Origin of the sequence: Novipirellula rosea (assembly GCF_039541335.1) — a bacterium.
GTDB classification, from domain to species: domain Bacteria; phylum Planctomycetota; class Planctomycetia; order Pirellulales; family Pirellulaceae; genus Novipirellula; species Novipirellula rosea.
The window spans coordinates 1-12,532 of sequence record NZ_BAABGA010000075.1 but is presented as its reverse complement, the minus strand read 5'-3'; the positions used below and the strand labels follow the sequence as shown (position 1 = coordinate 12,532).

General features: G+C 55.7%; 8 protein-coding genes. 4 read left to right on the top strand and 4 right to left on the bottom strand.

Going from position 1 to position 12,532, the window contains the following annotated elements:
* Nucleotides 1-276 precede the first annotated feature (276 nt).
* Both ABD971_RS26455 and ABD971_RS26450 read right to left on the bottom strand, forming a co-directional pair.
* Nucleotides 277-1,818 (bottom strand): YifB family Mg chelatase-like AAA ATPase, encoded by a 1,542-nt coding sequence (locus ABD971_RS26455; RefSeq protein ID WP_345326856.1) that lies wholly within the window; start codon nucleotides 1,816-1,818, stop codon nucleotides 277-279.
* A gap of 213 nt (nucleotides 1,819-2,031) precedes the next feature.
* Nucleotides 2,032-2,523, bottom strand: a complete 492-nt coding sequence (locus ABD971_RS26450) for an LURP-one-related/scramblase family protein (RefSeq protein ID WP_339939184.1) — start codon at nucleotides 2,521-2,523, stop codon at nucleotides 2,032-2,034.
* A gap of 311 nt (nucleotides 2,524-2,834) precedes the next feature.
* Here ABD971_RS26450 and ABD971_RS26445 point away from each other — a divergent pair, with 311 nt between their 5' ends.
* On the top strand, nucleotides 2,835-3,860 hold the full coding sequence (locus ABD971_RS26445) for a PP2C family protein-serine/threonine phosphatase (RefSeq protein ID WP_339939182.1): 1,026 nt from the start codon (nucleotides 2,835-2,837) through the stop codon (nucleotides 3,858-3,860).
* Between the two features lie 18 nt (nucleotides 3,861-3,878).
* On the opposite strand, the gene ABD971_RS26440 is transcribed toward ABD971_RS26445, so the two are convergent.
* Complete coding sequence (locus tag ABD971_RS26440; RefSeq protein WP_345326855.1) at nucleotides 3,879-4,628, bottom strand: SOS response-associated peptidase; 750 nt, start codon at nucleotides 4,626-4,628, stop codon at nucleotides 3,879-3,881.
* Nucleotides 4,629-5,174: 546 nt separating this feature from the next.
* Here ABD971_RS26440 and ABD971_RS26435 point away from each other — a divergent pair.
* Together ABD971_RS26435 and ABD971_RS26430 are read left to right on the top strand one after the other, a co-directional pair.
* Entirely contained in the window at nucleotides 5,175-6,770 is a 1,596-nt protein-coding gene (locus ABD971_RS26435; protein WP_339939310.1) for a TrkH family potassium uptake protein, read from the top strand.
* An 81-nt stretch (nucleotides 6,771-6,851) separates the two neighbouring features.
* Nucleotides 6,852-8,363, top strand: coding sequence for an NfeD family protein (locus ABD971_RS26430; RefSeq protein WP_345326854.1), 1,512 nt, complete (start codon nucleotides 6,852-6,854; stop codon nucleotides 8,361-8,363).
* A gap of 250 nt (nucleotides 8,364-8,613) precedes the next feature.
* Here the strand turns inward: ABD971_RS26430 and ABD971_RS26425 are convergent, their stop codons facing one another.
* Nucleotides 8,614-9,060, bottom strand: a complete 447-nt coding sequence (locus ABD971_RS26425; protein ID WP_345326853.1) for an NINE protein — start codon at nucleotides 9,058-9,060, stop codon at nucleotides 8,614-8,616.
* Nucleotides 9,061-9,238: 178 nt separating this feature from the next.
* Here ABD971_RS26425 and ABD971_RS26420 point away from each other — a divergent pair, with 178 nt between their 5' ends.
* Complete coding sequence (locus ABD971_RS26420; RefSeq protein ID WP_345326865.1) at nucleotides 9,239-12,337, top strand: error-prone DNA polymerase; 3,099 nt, start codon at nucleotides 9,239-9,241, stop codon at nucleotides 12,335-12,337.
* Nucleotides 12,338-12,532: the final 195 nt, after the last annotated feature.

Below are 12,532 nucleotides of genomic sequence, written 5' to 3'. Positions count from 1 at the left end.
CGGAGGCCGACACAATGACCGAGAGTGTGTCGCCCGCTGGGCTATGTTTTCCCACCTCCGCTAGCCGGTGGCTCACGCCACCGTCAGAGTGTGTGTCGGCCTCCGGCCTGTAATCGATGCCATTAAATCAGCCGTCTGCGAACTTGGTGGAGAGGTGGCAGAAAATGGGGCGTCTCCAGTTGTCCGCTCCGCCTAGACAAGCCGGACGGAAGCGAATCAAATTGCGGCGAACTCGTCCGGACGCAAATCGGCTTGGAAAGCCGAGCGACAATGGGTTCAGCTCCAAAAGTCGCGGTCTAGGCTGCGGTAGCCGATCGCTTCGGCGAGATGCGTTTCGTCGATCGATTCGTCGCCAGCGACGTCGGCGATCGTTCTTGCCACTCGCAGGATCTTGTCATGAGCTCGCGCCGATAACCCCATCTCCTCGACGCTGTGCCGCAACATGTGCTGGCACGGTTTGTTCAGTTTGCAGAATTGACGCACCTGCCGGCTGCTCATTTGCGCATTGTACTGAACCGCTCCGTTACCGAACCGAGCCAATTGGCCTTCGCGAGCTTTCGTGACATCCGCTCGCATCTGGGTACTGGTGGATCCACCACCGGCGGGCGATGAAAGTTCGTCAAACGGCACCGCGGGCACTTCGATATGTATGTCGATGCGGTCCATCAACGGACCCGAAATCTTTCCCATGTACTTTTCGATCTGAGTCGGCAAACAGTTACATGTCCGGCGTGGATCGCTGCGGTAACCGCATGGACATGGGTTGGCCGCCGCGATCAACATAAAGTTCGCTGGGAACGTGGTGCTGCGGAGTGCACGCGAGATCGTGACGACGCCGTCTTCGAGCGGTTGCCGCATCACCTCGAGTGTTTTGCGGTTGAACTCGGGAAGTTCGTCAAGGAACAAAATGCCGTTGTGTGCCTTGCTGATTTCGCCCGGCGATGGAGGACTTCCGCCACCGACCAATCCTGCGTCGCTGATCGTATGATGCGGACTGCGAAACGGACGGCATGCCAACAGCGGTTGTCCGGCGGGCAATTGGCCGAGCGCACTGTAGATACGCGTTGTCGCGATCGACTCGGGAGCCGTCAGCGGCGGCAGGATCGTCGGCATCCGTTTAGCCAGCATCGTTTTGCCACTGCCTGGCGGACCGACCATGATGAGATTGTGGTTTCCAGCGGCGGCCAACGTCATTGCTCGTTTGGCTGATTCTTGGCCGCGGACGTCCCCAAAGTCCACTTCGTAGGTACTGAACTCTTCAAACAATTGATTAACACAGCTTGGGACCGGATCGATCTCGATCTCGCCAGCAAAAAATGCAACCGCTTGCGACAAACTGCACACTGGAATCACTTCGATGCCATCAACGACGGCGGCCTCGTGTGCGTTTTCGGCCGGTACGACCAGGCCTTTCAAATTCGTGTTCTTGGAGGCTTCGATTGCGATCGAAAGGGCACCTCGGATGGGCCGTGTCAACCCTTCGAGCGCGAGTTCACCGACGACGGCATAATCTTCGAGCCGGTCGAGCGCCAATTGGCCGCTGCCGGCCAGCACGCCTAGGGCGACGGGCAGATCGAACGATGCGGCTTGTTTCGGAAGATCCCCTGGGGCCAGGTTGATCACGACTCGGTCTTGAGGCCGAACGAAGCCACTGTTGACGATCGCGCGTTCGACGCGGTGGGTGCTCTCTTTGACCGCCGCGTCGGGCAATCCGACCAAGATCGTTTTGGGCATCGCGGCGGGCGAGATGTCGACTTCGACATCGACCGGCATCGCCTCGATCCCCAACAGCGTGAACGTTTTCAGTCGCGCGAGCATGAGAGCCTCGGAATTCACAGAAGAAAAGGTCGGACGATCGAACTCGAGTTGCCCTGCCGGCGTATCGATCGTCCCCGCTTTATCATACCGGATCTCGCTTGCTCCGCGGTAAAGAGTTTCGGCCTTCGACGTCTAACACCGAAAGTCTCCGCGACTTTCGCTACGAAATTGGGGGAATTCCTAGATGTTCCTCTGGGACGGCGCCGGAGGCGATTAATCGTTGCGATTGGATTCATCGTGCAAGACTTGGTCGATCACGATACAGGCACACAGCACGGCGACTTCGTCTTCGCCATCGACGATCTCGACTCCATAGCTGTCGGTCCACGACCACAGTTTCTTGCTTACCGTTGCGACAGTCCGGCCGCTTCGCTCGAACGTGAATTCATGCGACCAAAATGATCCGTTGATCGTGTAGTCGTTCGGACCAGGGACATCGAGCGTGAATTGCTTCTTAAACCAAGTCCACTCCTTTTTGACTTCGGCAAACACACGACCGTCGATCAGTATCTGGTAAGTTGGTTTCCATGCGAGCAATTTTTGGCTGATGAATGCCAGTTCGTTGCCGCTGGTGTCTTGGAACGAGAGTTTATCGCCCCATGAAAACGCTTTGCCATCAACGTAATACCGCGAGTCGCCGCTGGCATCGGTGATGGAAAAGTCATCGCCCCAAGCCCAAAACTTTTCTTTGATGCGAAAGATCATCGGTGCTCCGAAAAAAGGTCTGCACGAAATCGGCTGATGTGTGCGTTTCAGGGGTCAGCGGATCATTGCTAGGCAAGAAAGTCAATGGTTTCGGGCGCAGGTTTTATCCTTCTTTCGTTAGTGACTCTCGGTGTCCAGATCGGTTCGCTACTTCCAAATGCGATTTGGCAAGCGATCGGGGCGAAGCGAACATGGCAGTCTTGGGATTAGCGACAGATCGGTGGCATTTTGGTAATTTAAGGTAGGGCTTGTTGTCGAGCTCCGCATTTCAGCGTGAATCTAATCATATTGCCCGGTGAGCAGCGAACGACATGAATGGTGCTAACAGTGGTTCGGACCCGCAATCCCACGGGGACGCTGGCGTCACGATTGACACGTGCGGCTTGACCGATATCGGCAGAGCACGCGAATCGAACCAAGATCAGTTTTTGGTGGGAACCCGCCGCTTGAGTGTTTGTTCGACCTCGACGAGTTTGCCTCATGATCCACCGCTGACGTTCTTTGGCGAGGCGGAGAGCGAAATTTTGATCGTTGCGGACGGCATGGGAGGGCATGCGGCTGGCGAACGGGCGAGTCAGTTGGCAGTCCAATTTCTTGCCCGGCGTTTAGCGGACCCGACGCGGCCAACCTTGAATGCCGATTCTTGGGATGGGATCGAGCAAGCTCGGTGGATGCAGACGCTGCTCCGCAATACTCATTCGATGATTTTAAGACAAGCTCAGCAAAACCCCGAACAATTTGGGATGGGGACGACATTGACGATGGCCGAAATTATTTGGCCTTATCTGTCGGTCTTGCATGCCGGCGATAGCCGTTGTTACTTGGTTCGTGACGGGAATACTCAGCGATTGACCACGGACCATACGCTGGCGCGACGGATGGTCGATGCGGGCGACCTGACGCCAGAAGAGGAATCCGCAAGTCGCTGGAGCAACGTGCTTTGGAATGTTTTGGGCGGGCAACTCGAGGGAGACTTAGTCGCTCAGGTGGAAAGGGTTGAGTTGTTAGTGGGCGATACTGTGGTGGTGTGTAGTGATGGACTGCATCGCTACGTCAACGACGATGCCTTGGCGTTAATGGTTAGCGAGGGAGACGATGCACAGTCGATATGCCAAGAATTGATCCGCGTCGCAAACGAAGGAGGCGGCGAGGACAATATCACCGTGATCGTCTCGCGGATGTTGCCACGTCAACGCCAAAGTACCGGTGCAACAACGTTGGTGGACGAAACGTTGATGGGAGAGACGTTTGATTCCATCGAAATCGATGATGGAACCTTGGCAACGCTTAGCCAATTCGATACGACCGTGGATGAGTCGGCCGAAGAGGAGCGTTAATCAGGGACACGGCGGTGGTTAATCGAAAAGTGTCGCCTGAGTTGTCTTGGGGCCTTGCGGTTTAGGGGCCACGGGTTCAATACAGCCGGAATCGTCATTGCCAACGTGGTTGACTCGCCGCGATACGGCCGTGATTTCGAAAAAGTCATCCGCTGCGGCAGTAAGATGTTTTTTCAGCGACGAGGTGTCGTGGAAATTGGGGTCAAGCCAGGCCTGGAAATCCTTGCGATCAAGAATCACCGGCATCCGATCGTGAACTTTGCCGGTGACCGAATTGGCCGCCGTCGTGATCACGGTGAACGAAGCGATCGGCGATGCGTCATCGGATGCTTTCGTGTTCAGTTCCCAAAGTCCGGCCATCGCAAACGGAGCGTCATCGGGTTGGTGTAAATAATAAGGCTGCTTTGCCGATCCCACCTTTTGCCATTCAAAATAACCGTCGGCGGGAATCAGGCAACGCTGGTTTTGGAAAGCGTTTTGAAACGACCGTTTCTGGTCAATCGTTTCACTGCGTGCATTGATCATGCGAGCTCCGATGGCGACATCGTCGGCCCAGCTAGGAATAAATCCCCACCGCATCGCAGCGAATTCCGGCGAGTTGTCGGCAAGCTGACGGATCACCGCGACGGATTGAGTCGGGGCGATGTTGTAGCGAGGTCGATTCAGCACGGAATCGACCGCCCCCGAAAAGACATCGGGATCCTCTTGAGGGAGGAACAATTGGCGAAGATCAGCCATTGAGGTTCGGAGCGTAAATCGACCGCACATAGATTCGTTTCCATCGGACAATAATAGAGCATCCGAAAAGGGGTCTGACCCTTTGGAGGCGAGTCGTTTTTGTTGAGTTTTTTTGTCTCGCCGGAGAGGGTCAGACCCCTTTTCGGATGCTCAAGATGAGAGTTCGCGTGGATTCGCGAGTCCTTTTGAATCAATTATGGGGCATCAACACCAAGCGGAAATGGGGGAAATAGTCGGAACCATCGGGAAGGAAAGATAAATTGCTATCGAAACCCTGTTTTCTACGGTGTTTGGGTAACGGTGTGGCGCGAGGCCGCCTGGTCGCGGCGAGTAAAACGTTCGATTTTGACCGGGCGGCTCGCGCCGCTCCGCCATAAAAATCACCCGTCTGCTGCCAAAGCGGATGAGGCCACGACTTCGTTCGCGAAGGACTCTACGACACTCGGCAAAGTCTGGTTAAGCTGTGTGCACGACAAAAGGTCCCCCGCTTCTCCCTTCGCTACCGACCGACGTGCTTTGAACTTTCCGCTCCTGTTTCGCGTGCTCGGCACAATCTGTTTGCTCATTGGCGGCTCAATGAGTTTCTGTTTGCCATTTGCCTTTCCGGCATTTGCGAACCGAACCCATTTGCCAGCGGCCGAGGCATTCGAAATCGAAGGAGCCAAGGGGCTGTTGTTGGGAACCGCGGTCAGCATGATCGTGGGAGGCGTGTTGCTGGTGATCGGTCGACGTCATCGCGGCGGACCGCTGTATCAGAAAGAGGCGATGGCGATCGTCGGACTCAGTTGGGTGTTGGCGACGGTGCTCGGGGCGTTGCCCTATTATTTGAGTGGAACCGAGATCGCGCCGGATCGTCCGATCACGTTTATCGAAGCGATGTTCGAGTCCCAGTCAGGCTTTAGCACGACCGGGGCGACGGTGATCACCGATCTGGAAACGCCCGCCAGCGTGCCGCATTGTATTTTGTTTTGGCGGTCGTGGACCCACTTCCTCGGCGGGCTAGGGATTGTCGTTTTGTTTGTCGCGATCCTGGGTCAAGGATCGGCGGGCAAAGCGATGATGCGAGCCGAGATGCCAGGGCCAACCAAGGAAGGCAGTATGCCGCGGATGCAGCATACGGCATTGGTGTTTGCGGCAATCTATATTGCGCTGAACGCGATTCTAACGGTGATCTACGCGATCGAAGGAATGTCGGTATTCGATGCACTGTGTCATGCGTTTGGCACGATGGCGACGGGCGGCTTTAGCACTTACAACCGCAGTCTTGGGCGTTTTGAAAGTGCCACGATCGAGTACACAACGATCGTTTTCATGGTGTTGGCGGGGACCAATTTTACGCTGCTGTATCTGTCCATTTTTGATGGTCCGCGGCGTCTGCTTCGCGATATCGAATTCCGCACCTTCGTCGGCATCATCGCTGGCGTTGCCATTTGTATTGTGTTCTTCGGGATGCGAGCGGGGGATGTGGGGTTTGGCACGTATAGTGAATCGGTCCGCAACGGGTTGTTCCAAGTCGTGTCGATCATTACGACGACCGGTTATGGGACGGCGGATTTTGATCAGTGGAATAATTTTGGTCGAGGCATCTTGTTGTTACTGATGTTTGTCGGGGGTTGTGCCGGCAGCACCGGGGGCGGAATGAAGGTGATTCGTCACGTGTTGTTCTACAAGATCCTACGTCTTGAGATCGAAAGAGCTCATCGCCCTCGCGTGGTTCGCCCGATTCGCGTCGGCGGAGCCCCAGTCGATGATCCTCACTTGGCACACGGCATCGTGGTCTACTTTTCCATGATTTTGGCGATCTTTGTTTTCTCGTGGCTGTTTTTGATCACGTTTGAACCGCGGGGGACTTGGGGCGCTGTGTCGGCGGCGGATTTGGCCGAGGCCGAGGCGGAATCGATCGAGAATGGTCAACCGCCACTTTCCAAAAGCAAGGCCGCAGCGCTCGTGAACGAAGGAACGTTGGACGAAAAGTTGCTTGATTCAGCCAGTGCCGTGGCGGCAACGCTCAACAACATCGGGCCTGGTTTGGGAGTGGTCGGAGCCACGCAGAACTATGCGGGGTTTAGTCAGCAGGCGAAATTTTTGTTTGTCTGGCTGATGATGCTCGGGCGTGTCGAGGTTTTCAGTGTGCTGGTTTTGATCTTTCCCAGTTTTTGGCGCCGCATTTGATCTGGAAACGAGCCTCGTAAGTATCGTCTGTTAGAATTAAAAGGCGAATGTTTTACGACATCATTGTTCTGGGAACGCAAAATGCGTGGTTTGCCAACTTTCATCACAATTTGCCTTGCCGCCCTGTTGCTATCGCCGGTGGCGGCGCGGAGCCAAGAGGCCGCCAAAGCCGAGCTGGATCGTCAAACATCGCCGCGGAAAGCGGTGATCATTCCGCTGCATGAAATGATTCACCCGCTCAGCGCTGCACTGCTGGAGCGAAAGTTTCGCGATGCGGTCGATTCAGGCGTGGATGTCGTGATCTTTGATATCCACAGCCCGGGTGGATTCACGCAGGTCACGTTCGAATTGATGGACATGGTGCTCGACGCCAACGATGTCGAAACGGTCGCGTTCGTCGAAAAGGACGCGATCAGTGGCGCGGCGCTGTTTGCACTGTCGTGTGACAAAATCATCATGCTGCCTGATGCTCGTATCGGAGACGCGGGTGAAATCGTGATGGGCGCCGACGGGGCGTACCGTTACACCGAAGCGAAGAGCCGCAGTGTGTTGGCGCAAAAGGTGCGTGACACCGCCGAAGCCACGGGCCGGCCAATCGCGTTGGCCGAAAAGATGACTGACAAAGACATGGTTGTCTTTAAAGCAACGAACAAAGAGAACGGCTCGGTTCGCTATTTTTCAGACAAAGAATGGGTTGCACTGGAGAACCAAGACGCTTGGGAAAAGGGGCCGCCTGTTCGCGAAGCGGGCAAAGAGATGTTCTTTACCGCCAATGGCCGTCGCGCCGCCGAACTCGGGCTGATCGATCAAACCGTGGCCAGTCGCGCCGAGTTGGCTTCGACGCTGAATTTGCAGGAACCGATTCCGACGCTCGAGCGAACTTGGGTCGATACACTGGTGCTGATTCTGAACTCAGGCTTTGTGACCTTCCTGTTGATCGTGATCGGATTGACCGCCTTGGTGATCGAACTGAGTGCTCCGGGGTTGGGGATCGGCGGCTTGACCTCGACGCTCTGTTTTGGGCTGTTTTTCTGGAGTCGTTTTTTGGGAGGCACGGCCGGTTGGCTCGAGGTGACCTTGTTTGTCATCGGATTGTTGTTTATCGCGGCCGAAGTGTTTGTGATTCCTGGTTTCGGCGTCGCGGGGATCAGCGGGATTGTGTTGTCGCTTGGGTCGTTGGTAATGGCATCGCGACGCTTCTTGATGCCTCACAGCAGCGAAGAACTGGCATCGCTTGGCATGGATGTGCTGACGGTGGTCGGAGCCTTTGTCGCCTTTCTGATCGCGCTTCTGGTGCTGGCTCAATACCTAAGTGAGATTCCGGGGCTGAGTCGGTTGACGTTAAAGCCGACGGTTGCACTGGAAGGTAGCGGAACGAGCGAGGGGATGGCGGCCACATCGCTACCCGGTTGGCAACGCGTCGAAGTGGGCAGCGTCGGTGAAGCGATCTCGGCGCTACGGCCAGGCGGGCGTGTGATGGTGGACGATTTCACCGTCGATGTTGTTACCGAAGGAGACTTTGTCGATCCCGGTACCCAAGTGCGTGTGATCGGCAAACAAGGTGCCAAGGTGATCGTGCGTCCGGTGGCCTGAGCCATAGACCTCGCTTGTGCTGTATGAAGTTGCGTGTTTGTATTTAAGGGCAAAGCCCCGGACGTTTACCTAGCCCAGCCCAACAGGCTGGGACCAAGAAAACCAATGAAGAAAACCTGGCCCGTTGGGCCAGGCTAGGCAGATGGCCCAGCCTTTGGCCCGAAGAACGTCTAATAGCGCAACTTCAGAACTTACGCTTCGGATTATGATTTGTCGCAGAAGACGGCAAGAGACCAGCCCAAGTCGCAAATCAGCCAAACCGGTTCAGCTCTTCGACTTGCTCGTTCAGTGTGCAGATATCGTAGGCATAACCGATCCCAAAGAGCCCGCCGGTCACTAGGTAAATGATGCCTGTGCCGATCTTGCCCATATAGAAGCGGTGAATGCCGAACAGCCCTAAGAATGTTAGAAGCACCCAAGTCACGGTGTAATCGATGCGGCCATTGGGGTATCTTTGGTTTGCCTCGTCTGCCATCGCGGGAATAAAAAAGGCGTCGACGATCCAGCCGACCAGTAGGAGCCCGCCGGTGAAAAACCACAAAATCCCGGTCAGCGGTTTGCCAAAGTAGAAGCGGTGGGCGCCGAAAAATCCCAGGATCCAAAACAGATACCCCACCAGCACTGGGTGAGAGACATCGGCTTCATTGCTGAGTGGGGTGGAATGGGCGTTGGAGGCCGTCATCGGTGCCGGTTGCATTTCGAATCAATAGGGTTTGAAGGTTTTCGTGTCGCTGAAAGCTGCTTCGCGTGGCAAAATTACTATTCGTTCGCTGTACTAGAATCTTTGCAAATGACGGTCCAAATGGCGATTTTATCGATGTTTTTGATTGCCCAATTGCTTGGTTGGGCTGATGTTCTCCGTTGGGGTGGGCGCGATGCAGTACGCTGAACTGCACTGCAAAAGTAATTTTTCGTTCTTGAAGGGGGCCTCCCATCCAGACGAACTTGTCGAGCAAGCCCATGAGTTGGGCTACAGCGGAATCGCGATCACCGACGAATCGTCGCTGGCGGGGATCGTTCGCGGACATACTCCCGCCAAAGAGGTCGGGATCCAGTACATCGTGGGCAGCGAACTGCATCCCATCGATGCCCCACCGATGGTCGTTTGGCCGACCGACCGTGCGGCGTACGGCCGATTGTGCCGGCTGATTTCGCTGGGCCGGATGCGATGCGAAAAGGGGCAATGTGAACTTGCCTGGGACGATATCGCGGCGGCTAGCGAAGGGATGATCGCCGCCGTGATTCCGACCGACGCGTGTACTGGGAAATTTTTGCGAACGTCATTTCGAGATGTCTTTGGCGGTCGTCGCTACATGTTTCTGGAATTGCACCGTGGCGTCGATGATTGCGGCAAGGCGGAACGACTGCGTGAATTTGCGTTGAAAAACGATGTGCCGTTGGTCGCCGCCGGCGATGTTCATTATCACACCGCCCCGCGGATGTTGTTACATGATTGTGTGACGGCGATCCGTCATGGAACCACGATCGATCATGTTCACCGCGAGCGATTTGCCAATAGCCAACATGGCATGCGTTCGCTGGCGGAGATCGCCGATTTGTATCGCGATGCCCCAGATGCAATCGCTCGTACAGTCGAAATTGCCCAGCAGTGCAGGTTTTCACTCGATGAACTTCGCTACGAGTATCCGGTCGAACTTGCCCCCGGCGGGATGACACCGATCGACCATCTGCGTCGTTTGACTTGGGAGGGGGCAAAGCAGCGATGGCCGGGCGGTGTTCCCGAGAAAGTAATCGCGTTGATCCGTCACGAGGTGGAATTGATTCGCGAGCTGCAGTACGAAGCCTATTTTTTGACCGTTTGGGACATGGTCCGTTTTGCTCGCGAGCGGAATATTTTATGTCAGGGGCGTGGTTCGGCAGCCAACTCGACCGTGTGTTACTGTTTGGGTATCACCAACGTGGACCCCAGTCAAACGGATTTGTTATTCGAGCGATTTATTAGCCGCGAGCGAAACGAAGCACCCGATATCGATGTTGATTTCGAGCATCAACGCCGCGAAGAGGTGTTGCAGTACTTGTATGAAAAGTACGGCCGTCATCGTGCTGGTTTGACCGCCACGGTCACCTCGTATCGGACTCGCAGTGCAATTCGCGAAGTCGGTAAGGCACTGGGGATGTCGCCGGATGTGGTTGATTCGTTAGCCAAATTTGCCAGTGGACGTGATGGTGCGACTGACTTTGCCGAGCGATGTCGCGGCGGTGGACTGGATCCTGATACCGAGATGGGGAAGCGATTCGTCTATCTGGTTCAATCGCTTGTCGGTTTCCCACGGCATTTATCTCAGCACGTCGGCGGGATGGTGATCACGCAAGGCGATTTGTGCGAGCTGTGTCCGATCGAAAACGCGGCAATGGAAGGCCGCACGGTGATCCAGTGGAACAAGGATGATTTGGATGATTTGGGGATTTTGAAAGTCGATGTGCTAGCGCTGGGCATGTTGTCGGCGATTCGTCGTGCGTTTGAATTGGTGTCCGAGCATCATGGACGCGAGTTGTCGCTTTCCAACATCCCGGCCGATGACAAACCGACCTACGACATGATCTGTGCTGCCGATACGGTGGGTGTGTTTCAGATCGAAAGTCGAGCTCAGATGAGCATGTTGCCGCGATTGAAGCCGCGTTGCTACTACGATCTGGTCGTCGAGGTCGCGATCGTGCGGCCGGGGCCAATCCAAGGCAACATGGTGCATCCGTTTCTGCAAGCTCGCGAGAATCCGCAAGCGGTGGTGTATCCCAGCGAAGCGATTCGCGGCGTGTTAGAGAAAACGCTCGGAGTACCGATCTTTCAAGAGCAAGCGATGCGGTTGGCGGTGGTCGCGGCAGGGTTTACCCCGGGTGAAGCGGATCAGTTGCGACGCGCAATGGCGGCGTGGCGGCGTCCCGGTGTGATCGATCGTTTCCGAGTCAAATTGCTCCAGGGAATGAAGGATCATGGATTGACGGGTGAGTTTGCCGAGCACGTGTTCAACCAAATTCGTGGGTTTGGTGAATACGGGTTTCCTGAATCGCATGCGGCTAGTTTTGCGTTGTTGGTCTACGCGTCGTGTTATTTGAAATGCCACTATCCCGCTGCGTTCTGCGCGGCGCTGCTGAACAGCCAACCCATGGGATTCTACGCGCCCGCACAATTAGTCGCCGATGCGAAACAGCATGGTGTGCGAACGCTGCCGGTCGATATCAACGAGAGTCGTTGGGAATCGACGCTGCACAAAGATGCCAACCGGTCGCAACCTGCGATTCGTTTGGGGATGCAGATGGTGCGTGGATTTCCCGCCGCAGCGGCGGATGTGATCCTTGGCGAACGCGAGCGTCATGGCCCGTTTCGCAGCATCGCGGAATTGGTTCATCGCACCAAGGTATCCAACGCGGTGGTCGCAACGTTGGCCGATGCCGATGCGTTTGAGTCGATCGCGGGAGATCGGCGGGGGGCGATTTGGCAATCGTTGGCCGTAGAAAAGAAACCTCAGTCGCGGCCTTTGTTCGACGCCGAGCAAGACGACGACGAATTGATCCCCGAAGAATTAATTCCGATGACGCCTCAAGAGGAGGTACACGCGGATTACAGCACCACGGGCATGAGTTTAAAGGCACATCCGGTTTCGTTCATGCGGAGCGAACTGAACCGGCAGCGCTGCGTGTGTGCCAGCGAACTGAAGACGCTGCGAGACGGGCGGCACGTTCGCGTCGCCGGATTAGTCTTGATGCGTCAACGGCCGGGAACCGCCAAAGGGATCACGTTTGTCACGATCGAAGATGAAACAGGGGCGGTGAACCTGGTTTTTTATGCGGCGGTGTGGAAGCGATTCTTTCGGATCGCTCAGGCGAGCAATCTATGGCTCGTCGACGGCAAATTAGAAAATCGCAAAGGGGTGATCCATGTGATCGTCGGTCGTATTTCCGACTTGGCAAACGAGTCGCTTCAGTTGGATCAGCGCTCGAGAGATTTCCGCTAGGGGATGACAGGCTAGTGTTTTGTCAGGGCTAATACTCAGGATGGGGCGTGGCGGAAGTCGTCAACGGCTTTTGTTGATTTATGAGCCGTGACGCGTCAGCGGCCGGGTCCCACGCACGACCCGGTGCCTTACGGCCGAGCCCTTTCAAGCTAGCATAAACCATATTCGTGCCGCATTCGTAACTGAATGTAAGCC

Coding starts and splice junctions, on each gene's coding strand:
- ABD971_RS26420 (WP_345326865.1), top strand. CDS start 9,239: ATGCAGTACGCTGAACTGCACTGCAAAAGTAATTTTTCGTTCTTGAAG.
- ABD971_RS26440 (WP_345326855.1), bottom strand. CDS start 4,628: ATGTGCGGTCGATTTACGCTCCGAACCTCAATGGCTGATCTTCGCCAA.
- ABD971_RS26455 (WP_345326856.1), bottom strand. CDS start 1,818: ATGCTCGCGCGACTGAAAACGTTCACGCTGTTGGGGATCGAGGCGATG.
- ABD971_RS26425 (WP_345326853.1), bottom strand. CDS start 9,060: ATGCAACCGGCACCGATGACGGCCTCCAACGCCCATTCCACCCCACTC.
- ABD971_RS26445 (WP_339939182.1), top strand. CDS start 2,835: ATGAATGGTGCTAACAGTGGTTCGGACCCGCAATCCCACGGGGACGCT.
- ABD971_RS26435 (WP_339939310.1), top strand. CDS start 5,175: ATGAGTTTCTGTTTGCCATTTGCCTTTCCGGCATTTGCGAACCGAACC.
- ABD971_RS26430 (WP_345326854.1), top strand. CDS start 6,852: ATGCGTGGTTTGCCAACTTTCATCACAATTTGCCTTGCCGCCCTGTTG.
- ABD971_RS26450 (WP_339939184.1), bottom strand. CDS start 2,523: ATGATCTTTCGCATCAAAGAAAAGTTTTGGGCTTGGGGCGATGACTTT.